This window comes from Mesoterricola sp. JemC181 (genome assembly GCF_055384585.1).
Genome location: NZ_AP045076.1, coordinates 1,524,313 through 1,546,610, shown reverse-complemented (window position 1 = coordinate 1,546,610; position 22,298 = coordinate 1,524,313). Strand labels below are relative to the sequence as shown.

20 protein-coding genes and 1 tRNA gene are annotated in these 22,298 nt (G+C 69.0%); 6 read left to right on the top strand and 15 right to left on the bottom strand.

All coding sequences use genetic code 11. The annotated features are described in order from the left end of the window. Nucleotides 1-56: 56 nt before the first annotated feature. From tatA (ACZ5MC_RS06815) to ACZ5MC_RS06770, 10 genes are all read right to left on the bottom strand, one after another. On the bottom strand, nt 57-221 hold the full coding sequence (tatA, locus tag ACZ5MC_RS06815; protein WP_306599569.1) for a twin-arginine translocase TatA/TatE family subunit: 165 nt from the start codon (nt 219-221) through the stop codon (nt 57-59). 105 nt (nt 222-326) lie between these two features. Continuing rightward, nucleotides 327-704 (bottom strand): cytochrome c3 family protein, encoded by a 378-nt coding sequence (locus ACZ5MC_RS06810; protein WP_306599568.1) that lies wholly within the window; start codon nt 702-704, stop codon nt 327-329. A 36-nt stretch (nt 705-740) separates the two neighbouring features. Beyond that, the gene (locus ACZ5MC_RS06805; RefSeq protein WP_306599567.1) at nt 741-2,444 is read right to left on the bottom strand and encodes an FAD-dependent oxidoreductase; all 1,704 of its coding nucleotides are present in this window, start codon (nt 2,442-2,444) and stop codon (nt 741-743) included. Between the two features lie 79 nt (nt 2,445-2,523). Next, nucleotides 2,524-2,709, bottom strand: coding sequence for a twin-arginine translocase TatA/TatE family subunit (gene tatA / locus ACZ5MC_RS06800; RefSeq protein WP_306599566.1), 186 nt, complete (start codon nt 2,707-2,709; stop codon nt 2,524-2,526). A gap of 24 nt (nt 2,710-2,733) precedes the next feature. Then, nucleotides 2,734-3,993: a porin gene (locus ACZ5MC_RS06795; protein ID WP_464517364.1), complete on the bottom strand. Its 1,260-nt coding sequence runs from the start codon at nt 3,991-3,993 to the stop codon at nt 2,734-2,736. A 199-nt stretch (nt 3,994-4,192) separates the two neighbouring features. After that, nucleotides 4,193-5,035 carry a helix-turn-helix transcriptional regulator gene (locus ACZ5MC_RS06790; protein ID WP_306599564.1) on the bottom strand — a complete coding sequence of 281 codons (843 nt, stop codon included), beginning with the start codon at nt 5,033-5,035 and terminating at the stop codon, nt 4,193-4,195. Between the two features lie 535 nt (nt 5,036-5,570). Further along, nucleotides 5,571-5,647: transfer RNA gene (locus tag ACZ5MC_RS06785), tRNA-Pro, on the bottom strand. Between the two features lie 41 nt (nt 5,648-5,688). Continuing rightward, complete coding sequence (locus ACZ5MC_RS06780) at nt 5,689-6,084, bottom strand: DciA family protein (protein WP_306599563.1); 396 nt, start codon at nt 6,082-6,084, stop codon at nt 5,689-5,691. Beyond that, nucleotides 6,081-7,196 (bottom strand): CaiB/BaiF CoA transferase family protein, encoded by a 1,116-nt coding sequence (locus ACZ5MC_RS06775; RefSeq protein ID WP_306599562.1) that lies wholly within the window; start codon nt 7,194-7,196, stop codon nt 6,081-6,083. The genes ACZ5MC_RS06780 and ACZ5MC_RS06775 overlap by 4 nt, the downstream gene beginning before the upstream one ends. A 5-nt stretch (nt 7,197-7,201) precedes the next feature. Then, nucleotides 7,202-7,975, bottom strand: coding sequence for a TIGR00282 family metallophosphoesterase (locus ACZ5MC_RS06770; protein WP_306599561.1), 774 nt, complete (start codon nt 7,973-7,975; stop codon nt 7,202-7,204). Between the two features lie 176 nt (nt 7,976-8,151). Between ACZ5MC_RS06770 and ACZ5MC_RS06765 the strand changes: the two genes are divergently transcribed. Then, on the top strand, nt 8,152-9,903 hold the full coding sequence (locus ACZ5MC_RS06765) for a hypothetical protein (protein ID WP_306599560.1): 1,752 nt from the start codon (nt 8,152-8,154) through the stop codon (nt 9,901-9,903). An 18-nt stretch (nt 9,904-9,921) separates the two neighbouring features. Next, a complete protein-coding gene (locus tag ACZ5MC_RS06760) occupies nt 9,922-12,042 on the top strand; it encodes a hypothetical protein (RefSeq protein ID WP_306599559.1) in 2,121 nt (706 codons plus the stop codon). Between the two features lie 58 nt (nt 12,043-12,100). Here ACZ5MC_RS06760 and ACZ5MC_RS06755 read toward each other — a convergent pair whose 3' ends face one another. Together ACZ5MC_RS06755 and sppA are read right to left on the bottom strand one after the other, a co-directional pair. Continuing rightward, nucleotides 12,101-12,637, bottom strand: coding sequence for a HutD/Ves family protein (locus ACZ5MC_RS06755; protein ID WP_306599558.1), 537 nt, complete (start codon nt 12,635-12,637; stop codon nt 12,101-12,103). After that, nucleotides 12,637-14,418, bottom strand: a complete 1,782-nt coding sequence (gene sppA / locus ACZ5MC_RS06750; protein ID WP_306599557.1) for a signal peptide peptidase SppA — start codon at nt 14,416-14,418, stop codon at nt 12,637-12,639. The genes ACZ5MC_RS06755 and sppA overlap by 1 nt, the downstream gene beginning before the upstream one ends. A 131-nt stretch (nt 14,419-14,549) precedes the next feature. Here sppA and ACZ5MC_RS06745 point away from each other — a divergent pair, with 131 nt between their 5' ends. The 3 genes from ACZ5MC_RS06745 to ACZ5MC_RS06735 are packed head-to-tail and all read left to right on the top strand — an operon-like array spanning nt 14,550 to nt 16,858. Further along, nucleotides 14,550-14,939: a BrxA/BrxB family bacilliredoxin gene (locus ACZ5MC_RS06745; protein WP_373432587.1), complete on the top strand. Its 390-nt coding sequence runs from the start codon at nt 14,550-14,552 to the stop codon at nt 14,937-14,939. A 34-nt stretch (nt 14,940-14,973) separates the two neighbouring features. Then, a complete protein-coding gene (locus tag ACZ5MC_RS06740) occupies nt 14,974-16,323 on the top strand; it encodes a DUF4403 family protein (protein ID WP_306599555.1) in 1,350 nt (449 codons plus the stop codon). Then, the gene (locus ACZ5MC_RS06735) at nt 16,313-16,858 is read left to right on the top strand and encodes a hypothetical protein (RefSeq protein ID WP_306599554.1); all 546 of its coding nucleotides are present in this window, start codon (nt 16,313-16,315) and stop codon (nt 16,856-16,858) included. Before ACZ5MC_RS06740 ends, ACZ5MC_RS06735 begins: the two co-directional genes overlap by 11 nt. A gap of 219 nt (nt 16,859-17,077) precedes the next feature. Here ACZ5MC_RS06735 and ACZ5MC_RS06730 read toward each other — a convergent pair whose 3' ends face one another. Beyond that, entirely contained in the window at nt 17,078-19,135 is a 2,058-nt protein-coding gene (locus ACZ5MC_RS06730) for an alpha-ketoacid dehydrogenase subunit alpha/beta (RefSeq protein WP_464517363.1), read from the bottom strand. Between the two features lie 50 nt (nt 19,136-19,185). Beyond that, nucleotides 19,186-19,728: a NifU family protein gene (locus ACZ5MC_RS06725; protein WP_306599552.1), complete on the bottom strand. Its 543-nt coding sequence runs from the start codon at nt 19,726-19,728 to the stop codon at nt 19,186-19,188. A gap of 114 nt (nt 19,729-19,842) precedes the next feature. Between ACZ5MC_RS06725 and ACZ5MC_RS06720 the strand changes: the two genes are divergently transcribed. Beyond that, nucleotides 19,843-20,622: an inositol monophosphatase family protein gene (locus ACZ5MC_RS06720; RefSeq protein WP_306599551.1), complete on the top strand. Its 780-nt coding sequence runs from the start codon at nt 19,843-19,845 to the stop codon at nt 20,620-20,622. Here ACZ5MC_RS06720 and ACZ5MC_RS06715 read toward each other — a convergent pair. Further along, nucleotides 20,616-22,277: a glycoside hydrolase family 13 protein gene (locus ACZ5MC_RS06715; RefSeq protein WP_306599550.1), complete on the bottom strand. Its 1,662-nt coding sequence runs from the start codon at nt 22,275-22,277 to the stop codon at nt 20,616-20,618. The two genes, ACZ5MC_RS06720 and ACZ5MC_RS06715, sit on opposite strands and share 7 nt — an antisense overlap. Between the last annotated feature and the right edge of the window lie 21 nt (nt 22,278-22,298).

The window sequence follows — 22,298 nt, the reverse complement described above, 5'->3', positions numbered from 1 at the left end:
TCGGGGCAAAATCCCCAAAAGCAGCCGCCGGATCGGCGGCGGCGGTCATCCAGGCCCTACTTTCCGTCGCCGGCGGGGGCGGTCAGCTCGCGGCTGGCCTTCTTGAACTCCTGGATGCCGCGGCCCAGGGACTTGCCGAGCTCCGGCAGCTTGGAGGGCCCGAAGAAGATCAGCACCGCGACTCCGATCAGGAGGATTTCAGTGATTCCGAGGTTACCCATGATGGTCTCCGGGGTCCGAGCCCAGGGCGCGGATCTGTTGAAGGAATGGAAGGTGGGACCGCGGCCGCCCGGAGGTTTGCGGGCGGCCGCGGCGAAGGGTGCGGGTCAGGGCACCTGGAAGTTGAAGGCGTGGCAGGGAAGGCAGAGGTTTTCCGAGGCCGCGTGCTCGTGGTGGCAGCGGTTGCAGTCGGCCTCGGTGCCCAGGTGCCGGTTCTCGTGGGGGTTGTTCGGCTTGACGTCGGCCGTGCGGGCCGCAAGGTCCTTGGTCTCCCCATGGCAGGTGAGGCACTGCTTCTTGGGAACCACGGCCTTCTTGCCGGTCTTGCCGTGGCACTGGGCGCAGGTGATCCCCTTGTCGGCATGTTTGGACATGCGGTCCGCCTTTCCCTGGGGCGCCGCGGCGGCGGCACTGGCCGCGCCCATCAGCACCAGGAGCGCCGCGAGGGGCGCCGCAGCCCATTGTCTAGCAGTGATGCGGTTCATATCTTCTCCGATCGGATGGGTGGTTGGCGGGGGGGCCTAGAGCTTCGCGACGTGCCTTCCGGTGAGGTACCCGAAGGTGTAGCAACGGCCCAGCGACAGTCCGAAGACGGTGAGCGGATAATCCACGCCCCCGTAGAACCCGCCACCGAGGTTGCCCACCAGGAACAGGCCCTTGATGGGCCTGCCGTCGGCGTCCAGGGCCTGGTGGTTCTCGTCCACCAGCATGCCGGAGCAGATGGCCGAGAGGCGGACACGGCGGTGGATGCCGTAGAAGGGAGCCTTGAGAACGGGGACGAGGCGGTCGGAGGGCTTGCCGAAATCGCTGTCCTTGCCCGAGGCGACCAGCTCGTTGTAGCGCTTGACGGTGGCCGCCAGCGTCGCGGGGTCCGCCTCGATCTTGCGCGCCAGGTCCTCGATCGTGTCGGCCACGTGGGTGTTCACCTGGGAGGCGAACACGCCCTTCTTGGCGCCGGGATCATCGGGCATGTAGTGCTTCAGGCCTTCGGGGGGGACCAGCTTGCCGGGCCATTTCGCGGCCTGGGTCATGTAGTCCGCGTCGAAGATCTGGGAGTAGTGGCCGGCGTTCCCCGGGTCCTTCAGGTAGTTGTTCATGAGCGACATCTCCACGGTCTCGTTCACGAACCGGCGGCCCTTGCGGTCCACGGCCAGGAAGGGCATGTCGCACATGGAGGCCGGGCCGGCGTCGAAGTCGTGGAGCATCTTGGTGTGGCCGATGGGCTCGAAGACCCCGCCCGCCCAGTAGGCCAGGACGAAACCATCGCCGTTCCTGTCCAGCTGCTTGCGCCCCAGGTGCTTCACGTCCGGGATGAAGTAGTCGGACATGGCCTTGTTGTTCTGGTAGTCGCCCGTGGCCAGGATCACGCCCTTGGTGGCGAGGAACTTGACGTACTGCCCGTCGGGGTCCTTGGCGATCACGCCCAGGATTTCGCCCGCCTTGTTCTGGACCAGCTGGACGGCCGGCATGTTGTAGAAGAACCGGACGCCCGCCTTCTCGGCGGTCTTCGCGAGGGCGCGCATGCCGTCGCCCGTGGTGTAGGGCTTGGGTCCGAAGAAGGACGTCACGTACCCCATGCCGTAGCCGTTGACCTTCAGGATTGCGCGCTGGGCGCCGCTTCCCTGGTCCACCACCGGGGACCCGCCCTGGCGGGCGCGGTCGACGACCCACTTGACCGCTTCGCCGGAGTGGTAGGCCCACTGCCGAACGAGCTTGGGATTGCAGCGGTGGTTGCTGTCGGCGATGAGCCGCGCCACCAGGGCCTCAACGCCGGCCTTCTCGCTCGTGGCAAGGTCGACGCCGGCCCCGGTATTGCCCTGGGACAGGGCGAAGGGGGCCTTCTGGATCACGGCGACCTTGGCCCCGTTCTCGGCGGCGGAGAGCGCCGCCGGAACCCCGGAGGCGCCGGCGCCGACCACAACCACATCGAAGGTCAGGGTCCGCTTGATCTCCCGGTCGTGGATGGGCCTCGGCTTGGGGAGGAAGGACAGGGTGGCGCCGCCGTCGGCGCTCTTGCCGAAGGCCGCGTCCGGGCCCGGGTTCGGGGTCTTGGCCGCCCGGGCCCCGGCCGCCAGGGCCGGGGCGCCCGACAGCCCGAAAAGGCCGGCCGCGGCCGCACCGCCCGCAGCGCGGGCCAGGAAACTGCGCCGTGACAGGCCGCTCTCGAGCACCTGCTGCGTATAGGGATCGGGTTCCTTGTCTTCCTTGAGGTGGTCCTGACTCATGTCTCATACCTCCTGAGTGGATGGATTCATGGATGGAGCGACGGGACGGCCCCGGAAGGCCGCCCCATCGATGCGTTGCCTACCTGGCCTTCTCCCTGGACGCGTCCAGGCCGCCGGCGGGCGCCGAGAGTTCCCGGCCGGCCTTCTTGAATTCCTGGATGCTCTTGCCCAGGGACTTCCCCAGCTCAGGGAGGCGCGAGGGCCCGAAGAGGAGCAGCAGGCCTCCCCCGATCAGAAGGATTTCCGTGATTCCAAGATTGCCCATGGGACGCTCCTCCGGGGGGTCGAACTAGAAGGTGTAAAGGATGCCGACGCCGAAGCCGGTGGTGGAGGCGCCGGGAGCCACCTTCCCCACGGGGGGGAACAGGGCGTAGCTGGCGGAGCGCTCGTTGTTCATGCCGTAGGCGGAGGCATAGAGGTCGACCGTCTTGGCGAGGCTGCGGACGTAGCCCACGCTCCACTGGGTGCCGCCCAGGCCGTTGGTGGTGGCGGGGCCGCCGCCCCGGACGGTGACGCTGCCCGCCCCGGCCTTGCCGTAGGATCCGAACACCTGGTTCATGCCCCAGCGCTGCTGGACCAGGAGGTACCAGGCATCGCGCTGGTAGTGGTCCACCTTGCCGGTCACGGTCTCGTCCGTGTCGTAGGTGAGGCGCTCGACGATGGCGGAGACCTTGGTGCCCGTGCTGAAGGCGTAGGCCGCCACCAGCTCGTGGCCCACGTCCTTGGAACCGGCGTTGGTGGCCGTCGCGCCCGCGCTGCCGCCCATCTGGGCCAGGCCGAAGTAGTTCTTGTGCTCCTCGAAGCCGTAGGTGACGTTGAAGGCGCCCTTCCTGTAGCTCAGCGAGGCCGACCACAGGTCCGGGCTCACCGAAGGGGCCGTGGCGGTGGCCGCCGACTTGCCCTCGTTCACGGAATAGGCGATCCGCCCGGAGAACCCGTTCATGTCAGGGGTCCAGTACTGGACGCTGTTGCCCTGGCGGCGGTTGAAGGCCGCGTCGGCCGCGGTGTTCACCCGGCCGCCCTGGGTGGTGGTCCCGGGCACGTTGAAGCCGGGGTTCGCCGTCAGGGCGTTGTCGAAGGGGTTCAGGCCGCGCAGGGGGCCCACGAACAGGAGGGGGGCCTTGTAGGGAGTGTCCCAGTTGCCGAAGAACACGCGGCCCCAGTTGCCCTCCAGGCCCAGGCAGCTGTTGCGGCTGGTCAGGCTGTTGGGGGCATCCCCGTCGGGGCTGACGGCGCTTTCGATCTGCCAGATGACCTTCAGGTCGCCGCCGATGCGGTAGCTGCCCCTGAAGCCCAGGTTGGAGGTGCCCGAGGTGAGGCGGTTGCGCCCGGGCACGTTGCCCAGGTCCCCGGTGTAGGCCGTGGCCGCGACCTGGGTGGCGCCGCCGGTGGCGGGGGAAAGGCCGGGCGCGGTGGCCCCGCTGGTCTTGATCTGGTCCAGCAGGGGCAGGAAGGTGCCATAGATCTGGACCTCGCTGGCCTGCGCGGAAGCCTGGAAAGGCAGCGCGCAGGCGCCGGCCAAGGCGAAGAGAAGGGACTTGGATTTCAAGACAGGCCTCCGGTTAGTTGCCTATTGGCAGCAGTTGTGAGAGTGGTTGAGTTGACTACCTACGGGTCCTTAATTTCTCGGGACTAGGCAAGCGTAAATCCATTCGATCTTTTTTTCTTGGTACCCAGACGCCCAATATTGGTAGATTCCGGACTGGACCGTCCCGCATGGGGCGGTCGCGCGAAAGGGAAGACCCCTGTCAGTCCTTGCCGGGGTTGCCGTCCCGGGCCAGGCTGCGCGCCTTCCGGAAGCTGGTGGGGGTTTCGCCGGTGGCCTTGCGGAAGGTCTTCGTGAAGTTGGACTGGTCCTCCCAGCCCAGTTCCGCGGCGATCTGCTGGATGCTCAGGTCCGAGTGGACCAGAAGGCGCTTGGCCTCCAGCATGCAGCGCTCGATGACGATGAGCTGCGGCGTCTTGCCCAGCACCAGCCTGCAGGCCGCATTGAGCCGCCTGGGGGTGCAGCGCAGGCGCTGGGCGTAGAACCCCACCTCCTTCCCGGTCCGGTAGTGCCCGTCCAGTTCCTGCAGGAACGCGTGGAAGAGCTTGAATTCGCCGGTGAGGTGGGCCTGGGTCTGCGTGGCCTGCGCGTGGATGCGCGGCTGGAGGAGGTGCAGGAATGCCGACATCAGATGGCGCAGCACGGGCCGCGATTCGGCGGTCCCGGACTTCGAGATGTTCCACATGAGCCGCGCCAGGGTCCCGATCTGGCGGCTGAGGGCGTCCCCCGGCAGGGGCAGGTTGGGCGAGGCGAGGAAGTCGGAGAACACCCAGGAGGCGTCCTGGTCCAGGAACTCCTCGCCGAAGTCGATCATCCAGCCTTCGTCCTGGGCGTCGGGCATGTAGAAGTGCTTCTTCCCCTTGGCGACCAGCATCACCCAGGGTCCGAGGATCCGGGTTTCCACCCCGTCCACCAGGTGGGTGCCGGATCCCCTGAGGATGAGGATGACCTGGTGGTGGGGATGGCAGTGGGGCTCCGGCAGCCCCTTCTTCCAGTTCACGTGGCTACGCTCGTCGAGGAGCCAGACCTTGAAAACGGTTTCCATGGCCAAGAGTTTAGAGGATGGTTTCGCCAATTGGCCGATAATTATTGGGATGTCGGAAGTCCGAATTTTTCCCCCCGACGAAAAGGGGAGCCACCGGATGGTTGCTCCCCTTTTGATCTAAGTGGTCGGGGCGAGAAGATTCGAACTTCGGTTCGCTGCCGCTCACCCGCGGCACTGGCTGCGCACGGGAATCCGGCTTCGCCGGACCGGCGGTCACGCAGGGCGTGACCGCCTTTCCCTACCTGCGCGCCATTGCCGATCGGAAGTCCGAATCTTTCCCCCGACGAAAAGGGGAGCAACCGGATGGTTGCTCCCCTTTTGATCTAAGTGGTCGGGGCGAGAAGATTCGAACTTCGGTTCGCTGCCGCTCACCCCGCGGCACTGGCTGCGCACGGGAATCCGGCTTCGCCGGACCGGCGGTCACGCAGGGCGTGACCGCCTTTCCCTACCTGCGCGCCATTGCCGATCGGAAGTCCGAATCTTTCCCCCGACGAAAAGGGGAGCAACCGGATGGTTGCTCCCCTTTTGATCTAAGTGGTCGGGGCGAGAAGATTCGAACTTCCGACCTCTCGGTCCCGAACCGAGCGCTCTACCAGGCTGAGCCACGCCCCGACGAAGCATCGATCTTAACCTGAACCCGCCCTCCGGGTCCATCACCCTTTGTGCCGGGCCCTCAAAAGCTCAAGGACGGCCTTGAAGGCGTCGGGCTCCCGGCGCGCCGGCGCTGGTTTATCGGCCTCGGGCGGGTCGCAGGGGACGATCTCCATGGCGCGCATGTCGAGTTTCCACATGCGCCGCAGGCGCTCCTGGACCTGGGGCCAGACGGCCTCGACGGACTTCCGGAGGCTGGGGATGATCTGCGGCTGCCAGCAGCCCACCACCAGGGTGCCCCGGCTCACGCGCAGGAGCCGTGTGTGCTTGACCAGGGCGGGGCCCACCACCAGGAGCCAGCCGTGGCGCAGGCGGGCCTCGACGCGGGCCTGGGGATCCGCGGGGAGGCCGGAGGCGGCCCGCAGGGGGACGAGGTCCCGGGATCCGGGGCGCCTCATTCCGGAAGCCGGGGCGGAGGGATCCGGGACCGGGCCCGCAGGTCGTTGAAGAGCACGGGGGAGGCCAGCATGGGGATCATGCGGCCCCCGGCCTCGTCGTAGAGGGTCGTGACGAGGTGGTGCAGGTTCCCGGCCTCGCGGAAGAGGACGTCGTCCACGGTGCGCACCCGGCTGGCCGGGATGGCGTGGTGGTCGCAGAAGGTCGTGGCGGCCTCCACCGTGGACCTGCGGAAATGCGCCTCCAGGATCGGCAGGAGCCGCCCGCGGTCCGTGACGCGGCCCCGGTTGGAGCGCCACCCGGGCTCCCGCTCCAGGTCGATGCCGGCCCACATGGCCAGAAGTTCGAACTGGCGGTCGCTGCCGCAGCCCAGGGCGATGTTTCCGTCGCTGCACGCGAAGGTCTGGTAGGGGACGATGTGGGGGTGCCCGTTGCCCATGCGCCGGGGGGCCTCCCCGGTCATGAGGGTCTCGGCGGCCACGTTCACCAGGGAGGCCAGGGCGGCTTCCATCAGGGGCACCTCCACGTGGATCGCCTCGCCGGTGCGCTCCCGGTGGAGCATGGCGGCCTGGATCCCGTTGGCGAGGTAGAGGCCCGCGATGACGTCCACCACGGCCACGCCGGTCTTCATGGGGGCGCCGGGGGCCTCGCCGGTGATGGACATGAGGCCGCTCTCGGCCTGCAGGACGAAGTCGTAGCCGGGGCGCCTCGCCGCGGGCACGTCCGAGGCGAAGCCGCGCACCGAGGCCACGATGAGCTTGGGATACCGGTCGTGGATCTGCTCCCAGGTGAGGCCCAGGGCCTCCGCGGAATCCGGGAGGAAGTTCTCCACCAGCACGTCGGCGGTGGTCATCAGCTCGGCCAGGATGGCCTTGCAGCCCTCGTCCTCCAGGTCCATGGCCAGGCTCCGCTTGCCGCGGTTGGCGCAGCGGAAGTAGGCGCTCTCGCCCGTGCCCGCCTCGAAGGGCGGGCCCCAGCCCCGGGTGGGGTCCCCCGAGGGGGGCTCGATCTTCAGGACCTCGGCGCCGAAGTCCGCCAGCAGCTGCGTGGCGAACGGTCCCGCCAGGATGCGGGAGAAATCCAGGATCTTGTAGTGGGAGAGGAGGTGTGACACGGGGCTCAGGGGAGAGTCTTGAGGATACGCTGGATCGACTGCGCTTTCCGCCCTTCCGTGACGACCAGCACACCGTGGAGCTGGGGATCCCCCTCCGCCACCTCCCACTTGTCCCCCTTGGCCTTGAGGAAACGGCTGAGGCTGGACTCCTTCGTCATCCCGATGACGCCCGCGTAGGGGCCCGTCATGCCCACGTCGGTGACGTAGGCGGTGCCCCCGGGCAGGACCTTGGCGTCCAGGGTGGGCACGTGGGTGTGGGTGCCCAGCACCGCCGCGACCCGGCCGTCCAGGTACCAGCCCATGGCCTGGGCCTCGCTGGTGGCCTCGGCGTGCATGTCCACGATGACGATGTCGGCCCGCTCCCGGGCCAGGATGGCGTCCGCGCAGCGGAAGGGATCGTCGCACACGGGCATGTGGACCCGGCCCATGAGGTTGACGACCAGGATCTCCTGGCCTCCGGGGGTGTGCAGCTTGACGTACCCGTTGCCCGGGGTCCCGGGGGGGTAGTTGGCGGGCCTCAGGAGCCGCGATTCCACCTGGAAATAGGGGACGATGTCCTTGACGTCGAAGGCGTGGTTCCCGGTGGTGATGACGTTCACCCCCAGCTCCTCGAACCACTGGCGGGCGATGCGCTCGGTGATCCCGTGCCCGTGGGCGGCGTTCTCCCCGTTGACCACGATGAAATCCAGGGCGAGCTCGCGCTGGAGCGCGGGCAGATGCGCCTCCACCAGCCGCCGGCCGGCCTCACCCACCACATCTCCCAGGACGAGAATCCTCATCCGAAAACCTTAACAGGCGGCCCTCCCTAGGACTTTTCCAAAAATTTTCAACTTTTTCAGGCACCGGACTGTCCATGGCGGCACCAGAGAGGGAACATCCCCCTGCCGGTCCGCCCGGGCCGATCCTGCTAGGCTTAGACTTTTAAGAGTGCCGCATGCCCTTCCCCTTGAGATCCTTGATCATTTCATCCTTCCTGGCCTTCACCTGGCCCCTGGCGGCCCTCGCCGCTGAACCTCCGGCCACCATGGGGATGAACGAGATCCGCACCGGCATGAAGGGCGTGGGCCGCACCGTCTGGCAGGGCGGGAAGATCGAGACCTTCGAGTTCGAGGTCCTGGGCCTCCAGAAGAACTTCGCGCCGGGCCGGAGCCTCATCCTGGTGCGCGCCAGCGGGGGCCCCCTGGCCAACACCGGGATCCTCGCGGGCATGAGCGGCTCCCCCTGCTACATCGGCGGCAGGCTCATCGGGGCCCTCTCCATCGGCTTCGCCTTCGAGAAGGAGCCCATCGGCGGCATCACCCCCATCGGGGAGATGCTGGACGGCCTCAAGGATCTGTCGGAGGCCCCCTCCACCCGCACCCCCCTGATCCTGCCCCGGATGGAGCCGCCCAAGGTCCTCAAGTCGGCCCTCCTGGGGCACATGGTGCCCATCGGCGAGATCCTGGGCACCACCGAGGCCCCCGAGGGCGGCCAGCTGCTGCCGATCCCCGTGTTCGGGGCCTCCACCGCCCCCGAGCTGCAGTCGCTCTGGGCGGGGCTGCCGCTCCGGCCCATGGGCGCCATGGCGGCCGGGACCGGCACCGGCGAGGCCAGCCCCCTGGAGCCCGGCGGCATGGTGGCGGTGAACCTGGTGCAGGGGGACCTGGAGATGTCCGCCTCCGGCACCATCACCTACGTCTCGGGCCGGAAGGTCCTCTGCTTCGGCCACCAGCTCTTCAACCTGGGCGCGGTGGACCTGCCCCTGTGGTCGGCCTCGGTGGCCGTGTGCGTGCCCAACTACAACAGCTCGTTCAAGCTCTCCCAGTCCGTGGCCCCCGTGGGCGCCCTGCGCCTGGACCGCAGCATGGGCATCGCCGCGGTCCTGGGCGCCGAGCCCCGGATGGTCCCCATGCGCGTGGGCCTGAACCTGGGCGGCAAGCGCACCCTCAACTTCAAGTTCGAGCTCATGGACCACCCGGTGGTCACGCCCAACCTGGCCGCCATGGTGCTGGGCCAGACCATCTCCACCTACGTGCGGGGCGCCGGCTTCCAGAGCCTCTCCCTGCAGGGCAACATCAAGCTCGCCGGCCACCCGGCCATCGAGATCGAGAACATGGTGGCCGACCTCAACGCCAACCGCATGGCCATGTATCTGGGCGGCATCCTCCAGATCCTCACCATGAACCCCTGGGAGCGCCCGGTGGTCGAGGGCATCAGCCTCACCGTCAAGGCCGAGGAGCGTCTCGACCTCACGGCCATCAGCGGCGTGCGCACCCTGAAGGCCCGGGTGAAGCGGGGCCAGACCCTGCCGGTGTACGTGGTGCTGCAGAACATCCAGGGCACCAAGGAGACCACCACCATGAACCTCTTCGTGCCGCCCTCGGCCCGGCCCGGCAAGGCCACCCTGCTGGTGGGCGACGGGTTCAGCCTCATCAACGCGGACCCCGACGAGAGGGCCATCGACATCGCGGGCCTGGGCGACCTGGTGCGCATGCTCAACGGCGGCATGCGGAACAACCACGCCTATGCGCTCCTGGTGCAGACCCAGCCCGGCGCCGGGTTGCGGGGCGCGCGCATCGAGGGCGTGCCCCCGACCATCACCGCCATGCTGGGGGCCGACGGCGACCTGAACGCCAACCGCCTCCAGCGCCAGATCATCAGCCGCGGCGTCCTGCCCCTCGAGTCCGAGGTGCGGGGCCTCATCAGCATGGAACTTGAAGTCGAATAGGCGCACGTGGAGACCATGATGAAGAACCTCACCACCGTACTGGGCTCGATCCTCCTCGCCTCGGCGGGCATCGCCTCGGCCCAGCAACCCTCGGCCACGTTCGCCTCGTTCAACGACTGGCTCACCTCCGACGCCAAGGGCGTGCGAATCGGCGCGGACGGCAAGCTCCGGCTCGCCCCCGGCCTCCGCCGCGTGGGCACGCTCCCCGAGGGCATCGTGTGGGCGGCGGTGTCCGACGGGGCCGCGGGCGCCTACCTCAGCGCGGGCAACGAGGGCAAGCTCTTCCACTACACCGCCGGCCAGGTGAAGCCCCTGGCCCAGGTGAAGGGCGGCATCGTCTTCGCCATGGCCCGCCTGGGCCAGGACCTCATCGTCGCGCCCAGCGGCGAGGCCAAGCTCTTCCGGGTGACGCCGGGCGGCGAGGTGAAGCCCTTCGCGGACATCGAGGCGCGCCTCGTGTGGGCCATGGCCGTGGACGGCACCGAGCTGGTGCTGGCCGGGGGCGGCGAGAAGGGCGCGGCCCTGGTGCTGGCGCGCGAGGGCCACAGCCGCAAATTGGCCGAGCTCCCCGAGGAGACGGCCTTCACCGCCCTGGCGCCGGACGGCAAGGGCGGCTACTACCTGGGCTCCCACGGCCGGGGCCTGGTGCTCCACTACACCGGGGTCCGCACCGGGGACCGCATGGAGACCCTCATGGCCACGGGCTTCGAGGAAGTGCGCGCCCTGGTGGTGAACGAAGGCGAGGTGTTTGCCGGGGCCACCAACGGGATCTCCAGCAAGTTCGCCGCCGGCAGCCTCGAGCGCCGGGAGGGCTACCTGGCCGAGACCGGCACCACGACCAGGTCGGCCGTCATCCGCCTGGACAAGGACCGGGTGCCCCAGACCCTCTGGCAGAGCGCCCAGAACCAGATCTTCGCCCTGACCGCCTGGAACGGCCAGCTCCTGGTGGGCACCGGCAACCGCTCCCGGCTCTTCGCGCTGCCGCTTTCCGGGCGGGCCCGGGGCGAGTCCCCCTTCAGCGTCCTCCAGGACCTGGGCGCCGCCCAGGCCACGGCCTTCCTGCGCGCCGGGTCCGACCTGATGGTGGTGGCCTCCAACCCCGCCGAACTGCACATCCTCAACGAGAGCCAGGCCACGGAGGGCACCATCGAGAGCAAGGTGCTCAAGGCCTCGCCCCTGGCCGACTGGGGCCGGGCCTACGTGGAGGCCGAGACGCCCCAGGGCACCACCGTGGACTTCCAGTTCCGCACCGGGTCCACCGAGACCCCCGACGGCACCTGGTCCCCCTGGACCCCGCCGCTACTCAGCGGCGAGCGCCCCCACCTGGCGCCGGCCCGCTTCGCCCAGTTCCGCCTCAAGCTCGCCAGCTCCCGGGGCGGCGCCACGCCCACCGTGGAGGGCGTGCGCATGCATTGGGCCAACCGGAACCTGGCGCCCATGTGGGAGTCCGCGGAGATCATGCCCCCGGGCCTGGTCATCACGCGCACCGCGCCCCCCGACGACATCGGCATCGAGCGGGTGCCCCTGGAGACCCAGAAGCTCATCCCCGCCCTGGGCTACGCCGGAAGCGAGAAGCGCAGCTTCCGCCGGGGCGCCCAGGCCTTCGTCTTCCACGTCTCCGACCCCAACGGCGACCAGCTGGAGTTCGGCCTCCGCCTCCTGCCCGAGACCGGCGCCCCCATCGAGCTGGAGCGGGCCTGGAAGGAGCGGTTCTTCACGTTCGACACCCTCGGGGTCCCGGACGGCAGGTACCGCCTGGAGATCACCGCCTCGGACGCCCCCAGCCAGCCCCTCAATTCGGCCCTGGCGTCCGTCCTGCGCACCGCGCCCTTCCTCATCGACCACACGCCGCCCGTGATCAGCGACCTCACCGCCACGCCCGAGGGCGAGGGCGTGCGGGTGCGCTTCAGCGCGAAGGACCAGACCTCCGTGCTCAAGGACGCCGCCATCTCCGCCGACGGCGACGGCTGGGTCCAGGTGGCCCCCGAGACCCGGGTCTTCGACACCAAGGAGGCCACCTTCGACGTGCTGGTGCCCCGCGCCCGCATCAAGGGCAGCCGCGTGATGGTGAAGGTGGCCGATCTGTCCAACAACGAGCAGACGGCCAGCGTGGCGATCGGGGAAGTCCGGAAGAAGTAGCGGCTGGACAGGGTCAAGCCCCTTACAGGAGAAGCGCTTCCTTGAAAGGGAATACGAATCAGGCCAGTTCCACCACCGCCAGCACGCCCCGGCCCAGGACCTCCGCCCCGCCCTGCAGCTCCAGCAGGTCCCAGGGCCCCAGCGCCTGCCCCGCGATCTCGACCGCGCCCTCCAGGCACACCACCACCAGCACCGGCGCCACGGGCAGCGCCGCGGGCGCCGTGACGACGCCGAGCCGGTGCCGGGCCCGGCCCCTCGCGGACATGACGTTGAAGTCGCGGCAGGGCCCGTCCAGGAGGCGGCCCGTGGTGGCCCAGTCCCCGGAGAAGGTCACCGGCCGCAGGGGTCCCTCCAGCTTCTGGAGGCCGTGCCCGCCGTGGTCCAGCTCCAGGCTGCCCGACAGCAGCATCAGGCTCCGGTCCACCCCGGGGAAGGCGGAGAAGGGCCCGGACGCGGGCACGTCGGCCATGCTGATGCGCCACAGGAAGCCCTCCGCCAGCGTGGCGCCCGGGGGATGGATGAGGAGCTCCGTGGTGGAGCCCCCTCCGTCCTTCCAGGGCATCACGCGGTAGTCGGCGGGGCCCAGCCTGCGCATCACCGGATGGTGAGGTCGTACGGCATGCGGGCGTAGATGCCGCGGGGGTCGCTGAAGGCCTCCAGGCCGCTGATGACGTGCTGGACCTGCCCCTGGAGCGTGTCGGCCGAGCTGCGCGTGAACTGGCGCTTGCCGCCGCTCAGGGCCTTGAGGAGCTTCTCCACGGCGGTCCTGGGCTCGGAGGGACCCTCCAGCCGGTAGTCGGACTCGATCTTCGCCTTCTTCGCGGCGTAGGACACGGCGTCCTGCAGGCTCCCGATCTCGTCCACGAGGCCGATCCGGATCGCGGAGGACCCGGACCACACGCGGCCCTGGGCGATCTCCTGCACCTGGTCGCGGGTGAGCTTGCGGCTCTCGGCGACCTTGGTGACGAACAGGTCGTAGATCCAGTCCACCATGACCTGGGCCCGCGCCAGCTCGGCGTCGCTCTTGGGACGCGAGATGGTGAGGGAGTTGGCCAGCTTCGCGGTCTGGACGCCGTCCCAGGTGATGCCGTGCTCGTTGGCCAGGGACTTCACGTTGGGCAGCAGGCCGAAGACGCCGATGGAGCCGGTGATGGTGGTGGGCTCGGCGAAGATGCGGTCCGCATAGGTGGAGATCCAGTAGCCGCCCGAAGCCGCCAGGTGGCCCATGGACACGATGACGGGCTTGTCCTTGCGGGCCAGCACCAGCTCGCGCTGGATGAGCTCGGAGGCCGGGGCGCTGCCGCCCGGGCTGTTCACGCGCAGGACGATGGCCTTGACGCGCTTGTCCAGGCGCAGGCGCCGGAGCTCGTTGCTCAGCGATTCCCCGCCGATGCTGCCGGTGGTGCCGAAGCCGTCCACGATGGAGCCTTCCGCGAACACCAGGGCGATGCGGTTCGAGCCGGTGGCCTCGGGGAGGGTCTTGGCGTAGGTGGCCATGTCGATCTGTGGGAAATCACGGTCGCTGGCCTTCTTGCCCGCGACCTCCTTGAGCTCGTCCAGCACCTGGTCGTTGGCCAGGAGCTTGTCCACCAGGCCCGCCTTGAGGGCCTCGGGGGAGGTGAGGGTGCCCTGCTCGTCGGCGATGGCCTGGAGCTGGTCGGGGGTGAGCTTGCGGTCCGCGGCCACGGCCGACTTCCACTCGGTCCACAGGTCGCCCATGAGGACCTGCAGCTCCTCCCGGGCGGGATCGCTGAGCTTCTCCAGGACGTAGGGCTCGACGGCGCTCTTGTACTTGCCCACCCGGGTGACCTGCACGTCCACGCCGTACTTCTTGAAGGCCTTGCCGTAGAAGGTGATCTCCGAGGCATAGCCCGTGGCGTCCAGCACCCCCAGCGGGTTCATGTAGACCTTGCCCACGCCGGCGCAGAGGTACAGTTCCCGCTTGGTCCAATACTGGTTGTAGGCGATCACGGGCTTGCCGGAGACCTTCCTGAATCGCAGGATGGCCTCCCTCAGTTCCTTGAGGGCGGCGGGGCCGGAACCGACGCCCTCGGGACGCACGATGCCGGTGATGTAGAGGGCGCTGAGGCCGGCGTCATGGGACGCACGGTCGAGGGCCTGGACGAGCACATGGAGGGGGATGCCCTCCGCCTGGCCGCCACCCGCGGCCTTCTGCAGGAGCTCCGCAGGTCCCGGTTCGGGGTAGGAATCCGTGAAGTTGGTGTTCAGGTCCAGGATGAGCACGGCCTTGGCGGGGACAACGGGCTTGGTGGGCCCCATGGACGCGGCGATGATCACCAGGAGCACCAGCCCGCCCCCCACGAAGAGGGACAAGGCCACCAGCGACGCCAACAGCGACTTGAAAAAGTCTTTCATGAATCTACCCCCGGTCCGTTTCCACCATGGTAATGCCCCCACACGCCCGTTTGATACCTCTTTGGCAATGGTGACAAAACAGGTAAACTATCGGAGAACGAGGAGACCCCGTGGCAAACTACCCCGAGTACATGGTCGCTCCCATGAGGGAGGAACTGAGTCAGGCCGGCTTCCAGCACCTCATGACCCCCGCCGAGGTGGACGAGGCCCTCCAGCGCCCCGGCACCACCCTGCTCATCGTGAATTCCGTATGCGGCTGCGCCGCGGCCGGGGCCCGCCCGGGCGTCGTCAAGGCCCTGCGCGAGAAGGGGCTCCGGTTCGACCATCTGGTCACCGTGTTCGCCGGCATGGAGACCGAGGCCACCCAGCGGGCCCGCGAGTATTTCGAGGGCGCCCCGCCCAGCTCCCCCCAGGCCGCGATCCTCCGGGACGGGCGGCTGGTCCACCTCATGGGCCGCATGTCCTTCCTGGACCGCACGCCGGACATGATCGCCGAGGAGCTCTGCGCGTCCATTTCGTGACCGCTGACCGTTCGCCCGTGCTTACCATGGTTCCATGCGCATGTGGCGACTCCTGGCCCTGATCCCCTTCTGCCTCCACGGGCAGGAGCTTCCGCCCCCGTCCACCCTGGCGGCCCCCATCCGGGTGGACCTGGCCCCCATGTTCGCCGCCGCGGAGCGGACGACCCCCGTGACGCCGCAGGGGGTGGAGACCTGGACCAACCTGCCCGGGGTCGCCCAGGGGAGCCCCGCCTACCGGTTCAACCTCTACCGGGAGCCGCTGTACTTCGTCCTGAAGGGCAACCGGGTCTTCATGCACACGACGGTGAACTACTGGTTCGAGGTGGGTCTGCGCATGGGCACCTACGTCAGGGGCATGGGTTCCTGCGGGCTGCCGCCGGAGACCTTCCGCAAGGCCCGGCTGGGCATCCAGGCCGAGGTGGCCCTCACACCGGACTGGGGCCTCGACCTCAAGCTCACGCCCGAGGAACCCCTGCGCATCGACGGCTGCCAGATAACGTACCTGGGCTACGACATCACCGACAAGGTGCTGGCGGGCATGAAGGAGAACCTCGCCAAGGCCACCCAGGCCCTCCAGGGGCAGCTCCAGGAGGCCACCCGGCTCCGGCCCCGGGCCGAGGCGGCGTGGCTCCAGGCCCAGCAGCCCGTGGAGCTCGCCCCGGGGGTGTTCCTCATGCTCAACCCCGAGCGCGTGCGCCTCAGCCCCTGGTCCAGCCTGGGCAAGGTGCTCACCCTCACGCCCGAGATCCAGATCCGGCCGACGGTGTGCCTGGGGGAGCGCCCCCAGCGCGTCCCCCGGCCCCTGCCCCCCCTGGACCTCTCGCCCCAGCCCATCGCGCCGGGCTTCAGCCTCCAGATCGACGCGGACCTGAGCTTCGAGCACGCCTCGCGCCAGCTCACCCAGCAGCTCGGCGCCCAGCCCCTGGAGACCGACAAGGGCCGGTTCGAGGTCACCCGCGCCGCCGTGCGCGGCAAGGACGGCTGGGCCTACCTGGACCTGGACATCAAGGGGAAGATCACGGGACGGCTGACCCTCAAGGGCCGCCCCGTCTTCAACGAGATCCTGGGCACCCTCCACCTGGAGGACCTGGATTACACGCTCGAGACGAAGAGCTGGATCACCAGCTTCGGGGAATGGATCTACCGCGGCACCCTGCGCAAGACCCTCGCCGAGAAGTGCAGCTTCTTCCTGGACAAGAGCCTCAAGGACCTGAAGGAGCGCACGCAGCAGGGCCTCAACCGCCCCCTCACGCCCCAGGTGGCCCTCACCGGCGTGGTGGACGCATTCCGGGTGGGCAGGGTGGAGGTGCTGGAGGACCGCTTCAAGGTGGTGGCCCGCATGGAAGGCATGGTGCAGATCGGGGTCACTCCCGATGCGCGCTGAGGAGGCCAGGGAACTCGCCCTGCGGGTCCTGGCGCGGATCCGGGCGCTGGCGGTCCCTGCGGGCTCCCGGCTCTGGAACCGGATCCGGGGGTTCCTGGACGAAGTGGGCCAGGGGCTCGCCGCCCACCGGTTCCGCAGCACGGTGGCCCTCCTGATCCTCGCGACGGCACTGCTGGCCGGAGCCCGTGCCCTGCCGGTGGTCTACGGGCACTATGCCCTGCGCCATGCCGCGGGGATCGCGGCCCGGCAGTCCCGCATCAAGGGCGAGGAGGGCGCGCGGGCATCGCTGCGCCGCCGCGCCTTCGACCTGGGCCTCACGGAGGCGGCCCTGGATGCCGACAGCTTCAAGCTGGAAACCGGCCTCACCGAGGAGGGGCCCGTGTGCACCGTCTCGTACGATTTCACCCACCAGGTGGATGTCTACGGCGTCTTCACGCTGCCCGTGCGCTTCCGGGGCAAGGTCACCGGCATCCAGGTGGATCCCCTCCCCAACCCCCTGGCCGTGGACGGGGACGAGAAGGAGCCGCGTCGATGAGTTTGATTTATACATTATGTGACTAGCCTGGGGCGTTCCAGCGGACCGGCAGGAGACGCCCATGCCCCGAAACCTTCCCATTCTCCCGCGGCGCCTTCGCCAAGGGGCTGGTCCGGTCCGCGGCGGCGGGGGGGTCCTAATCAACGGCGACTGGGAGGTTATCAGCCGCTTCGTGAAGTTCGTGAACGACGGCCGGGCCGAGGATCCTGTCCTGAAAACCTAGAAGTCCAGCACCTTGCGCATCCCGGCCAGCACCTTCTCGGTGTTGGGCAGGATGGCCCGCTCCAGGATGCGGTTGAAGCCCACGGGGGTGAAGGCGGATCCCACGCGGCCCACGGGCGCGTCCAGCCACGGGAAGCACGTCTCGGAGACCTGCGCGGCCACCTCGCCGCCGAATCCGCCGAAGACCTTGTCCTCGTGCACCACGATGGCGCGGTGGGTCTTCCTGACGCTGGCGAAGATGGTCTCGGTGTCCAGGGGGCTGAGGCTGCGAAGGTCGATCACCTCCACGCTGCGGCCCTCGGCCTCCAGCTTGTGCGCGGCCTCCAGGGCGAAGTGCACGGGGGTGCCGTAGGCGAGCACCGTGAGGTCCGTGCCTTCCCTGCGCACCCGCGCCTTGCCGAAGGGCACGGCGAAGTCGGCGGGGATGTGGGCCTTGCTCTGGGCGGCGTTGTAGAGGAACTTGGGCTCCAGGAACAGGCTCACGCCCCGGCTCCGGATGCAGGTGCGCAGCAGGCCCGCGGCGTCGTCGGCGAAGGCCGGCACCACCACGCGGATGCCCGGGATGGTGGTGAGGAAGCCCTCGATGTTCTGGCTGTGGTAGAGGCCGCCGCCGATGTAGCCGCCCGAGGCCAGGCGGATGGTGATGTTGGGAACCTGCTTGCCCATGCTGCGCCAGGACTCGTGGGAGATCTCGATGAGCTGCTCGGTGGCGGGCCAGAAGTAGTCGGCGAACTCGGCGCCCTCCACGACCACGCGGATCTTGTCGTCCAGCCGGGAGAAGCCGTTGGCGGTGCCGGTGATGAAGTCCTCGGCGATGGGCCCGTTGAAGACGCGCTTGCGTCCGAACTCCTGCTGCATCCCCTTGGTGATGTTGAAGATGCCGCCCTTCTCCTTGTTGGCCACGTCCTGGCCCCAGATGTAGGTGTCGGGGTTGGCCCGGAACTCCTCCTTCAGGGTCTGGTTGATGGCGTGGAGCATGGTCTCCTTGGCGCCGTCCTCGTCGTGGGTCCCGTCCGGGAACAGCGGCGTCACCCAGGGCTCGGGCACCAGGTGCTCGAAGATGGCCGCGGGATCGGGATCCTTGGAGGTGATGGCGGTGTCGGAAGCCGCGTTGTAGATCTCCATGTTGGCCTTCTCGATCCCGGCCAGGTCCTCCTCGGCCACGCCGTGCTCGAGGCAGTAGCGCCGGAAGCGCGGGAGCGGGTCCTGGGCCCTGGCGGCGGCCAGCTCCTCCGGGGACCGGTAGAGCTCGTGCTTGTCGCTGTTGGAGTGGCTGCCGATGCGCACGCAGTCGGCCTGGATGATGGCCGCGCCCGCGCCGGACTTGGCGTAGGCCACGGCTTCGTCCAGGGCGCGCATGGAGTCGATGGGGTCCTTGCCGTCGCATTTGAGGATCAGCAGGTTGGGGAAGCCGCTGAAGTTGTCGCACACGAACTCGTTGGCGGTCTGGTCGGACTTGGGCACGGAGATGCCGTAGCCGTTGTCCTGGAACACGAAGACCACCGGCAGCTTCTCGAGGCTGGCGCCGTTGATGGCCTCGTACACGTAGCCCTCGGAGACGCTGGACTCGCCCTGGCTGCTGAACACCACGGCGTCCCGGCCGTAGGTCTTGACGGCCCTGGCCAGGCCCACGGCGTGCTGGGTGTGGTTGCCGGTGCAGCTGGAGACGTTCTGGATGTGGATCTCGGGCTTGCCGAAGTGGTTGGACATGTGGCGCCCGCCGCTGGCGGGGTCGCCGGCCTTGGAGATGCCGTTGAGGATGATCTCCAGGGGCGTCAGGCCCCCGGCGAGGCAGGTGAGCAGGTCGCGGTAGTAGGGGAACAGGTAGTCCTGCCCGGCCCGGAACGTGAGGCCCAGGGCCAGCTGGATGCCGTCGTGGCCCGCGCAGGGGGCGTGGTAGGACCAGCCGATGGCCTGCTTCAGGTAGTTGGGCGCCTTGTCGTCCAGGACCCGCCCCATGTGCATGGTGCGGTACCACCCCTTCAGGGTCTGGGCGTCCGGGCCCTCTGCCACCTGGGCCCCGGGGCCCGCATTGTTCGCCTTCGTCTCGATCATCGCCGGTCCTCGTTCAGACTACACTCGGTCCATCGGCCGCTGACGGCCGTTCAATAACTAATGACCCGGATCTGGGGGTCCACTTCGTCCTGCAGGAGGCCCTCGATGAAGCGCAGGGTCCCCCCGCCGGAGCTGGGGCAGGAGCCGCAGGCTCCGTGGTAGCTGATCTGCAGGGTGTTCTCCTCGAACGAGAGCACTTCCACCCCGCCGCCGTCGCCGGCGAGGCCGGGCCGGATGCGCTCGTCCAGGATCTTGTTGATGCGCGCCAGCTTCTCGTCGTCGGCCAGCGAACTGCCCGGGGCCGGCGCGTTGCCGTCCACGGCCTCCATCTCCAGGTCCTCGATGGCCTCGCAGATGGGGTCGATGAGGCCGCTCCATTCGTCGTCCGGGGCCTTGTTCACGGTGACGAAGCGGTCCATGTAGAAGACCGAGGTGATGCGGCCCAGGGCGAAGAGGCTGGAGGCGAGGGGATCCCCCACCGCGGCCCCGAAATCCCGGAAGGAGCGCGTCCCCGACCGGAGAATGGGCCGCTGCACGATGAACTTGAGCGCATCGGGATTGGGAGTGGGTTCGATGTTGACGACCTTGGGCATACGGTAACCTCGCCACTGACTTGAATAGTTTACTAGAAATGTCGGGATTATCCAGTCCAAACTGTGGGAAAGCCCCAGGAGAAGTGCGGGCAATCTGAAAGATGGAGAATCCCAATGCTCGAAGCCGAACGTGAAGCCTGCATAGCTGCTGCCCAGGCGGGTGGAAGAATCCTCCTGACCTATTTCCGCAAGTTGGATCCACGCACCATTTCCGAAAAATCGAAGAACGACCTGGTGAGCGAAGCCGATCGGGCAAGCGAGGCCGCCATCCAGAAACTTCTGGCCGATCGTTTCCCCGCTTATGGCTTCCTGGGCGAGGAAACCGGGGCCACCGGTCCCGTGGAAGGCCGCGTCTGGATCGCCGATCCCCTGGACGGCACCCTCAACTTCATCCAGGGGTTCCCCCACTGGTGCGTCTCCGTGGCCCTGTGGGATCCCCAGGGGCCCCTGGCGGGCTGCATCTACGATCCCCTGCGGGAGGACCTCTTCGTGGCCGTGCGGGGCGGGGGCGCCACCTGGAACGGACAGCCCATGGCCGTCTCCGGTCAGCCCGGCCTGACGGGGGCCTTCCTGGCCACCGGCTTCGCCTGGCAGCTGGGCGACCGCTTCGAGCTCTTCGCCCGCACCCTGCCGGCCATCTTCCACCGCGCCAAGGCCATCCGCCGCGGCGGTTCCGCGGCCCTGGACCTGGCCCACACGGCCTGCGGCATCTACGACGGCTACTACGAGATGGGCCTGCGCAAGTGGGACTTCGCCGCCGGCGTGCTCCTGCTGCAGGAGGCCGGGGGATGCGTCACCGACTGGCGGGGAGGCGACGCCTGGGTGGAGACGGGCGACGTGGTGACCGGCAACCCCCAGGTCCAGGAGGAGCTTCTGGAAGCCCTGCGTCACTGAACCGCCGCAGGCCTCCCCAGGGTCGCCACCAGGGCGCAATAGGGCCCCAGCGTCGCGGGCAGGCCCTTGGCCGGGACGCGGCCCGTGGCCAGGAGCACCTGCGCCGGTCCGCCCAGGCCGAGGTCCAGCCTGCGCTCCCGGCCCGAGAGGTTCACGGCCACGAGGATCGTCTCCTCCTCGACCACCCGGAGGTAGGCGAGGATGTCGGGGTCGTCCGGGGCCAGGGGCCGGTAGGCGCCGTCCAGGAGGGCCTTCCTCGACCTGCGCAGGGCCAGGAGCGCGCGATGCCAGTTCAGCACGGAGCCGGGGTCCCGGCGCTCGGTGGCCACGTTGTGGGAGCGGGCCCCGGGAGGCACCGGGAGCCAGGGCCGGCCGGTGGTGAAGCCCGCGGCCTCGGTGGCGTCCCACTGCATGGGGGTGCGCTCCCCGTCCCGCCTCTTGGCGCCGGGCCAGCCCGCGCGGCCCATGGGGTCCATCACGTCCTCCCGGCGCGTGGGGTCGGTGTTGACCATGCCCAGCTCGTCGCCGTAGTAGAGGATGGGGGTGCCCCGCAGCGTGAGGAGCAGCGTCCCCAGGGCCTTGGCGATGGCGTCGTCGTGGACCTTGTCGCCGTAGCGGCTCACGGCCCGCGCCAGGTCGTGGTTCCCCAGCACCCACACGGGCCAGAACCCCGTGGCCTCCGTGGCCGCGATGCGCCTGCGGAAGTCCGGGGCGGACAGCTTCTCCGCCATGGCCAGCATGTGGCCCGTGGGCATCTGGAGCTGGTCCCGGCCGTCGCCGTAGTAGCCCCGGAGCTCCTCGGTCGACTCGGTGTAGGTCTCGCCGATGAGCACCGCGCCGAAGGGGTCCGCCTCCCGGCGCAGGGCACGCATGAGCCCGCGGCCCTCCTCCAGCTTGTAGTTGTGCACGTTGCGCATGTTCGGGTCGCCGAAGGCGTTGCGGCCCGGCAGGAGGGGGTTGTCCGGGAGGGCGGGATCCTCGTAGACGGTGTCCAGGGCGTCCAGCCGGAACCCGGCCGCGCCGCGCCGGTACCACCACCGGGTCACGTCCAGCATCTCGTCCCGCACGGCCGGGTTCCGCCAGTTCAGGTCGGGCTGCGAGCCGTAGAAGAAGTGGTAGTACCACTGCCCCGTGACCGGGTCCAGCGTCCAGGCCGGCCCCCCGAACAGCGACACCCAGTTGCAGGGCGGCGCCGCCCCCTTGCCGTCCCGCCACACATACCAGTCCCGCCGCCGGGCGCTGCGCGAGGACCTGGAGTCCTTGAACCAGGGGTGCTGGTCCGAGGTGTGGTTGAGCACCAGGTCCAGCACCACCCGGATCCCCCGCCGGCGCCCCTCGGCCACGAGCCGGTCGAAGTCCCCGAGCGTGCCGAAGCGCGGATCGATGTCCCGGTAGTCCGACACGTCGTAGCCGAAGTCCACCTGCGGCGACGGGAAGACCGGCGTGAGCCACACCGCGTCCACGCCCAGGTCCTGGAGGTAGTCCAGGCGGGCCGTGATTCCGGGGAGGTCGCCCACGCCGTCGCCCTTGGTGTCCTGGAAGCTGCGGGGGTAGATCTCGTAGAAGACCGCATGGCGCCACCATTCGGCGGGCGCCTGGGCCCCGAGGGACAGGCAGAGGAAGGCGTAGAGGACGGCGCGGGGGATGCGGAGCATGGGCGTCTCGGAAAAGGAGTC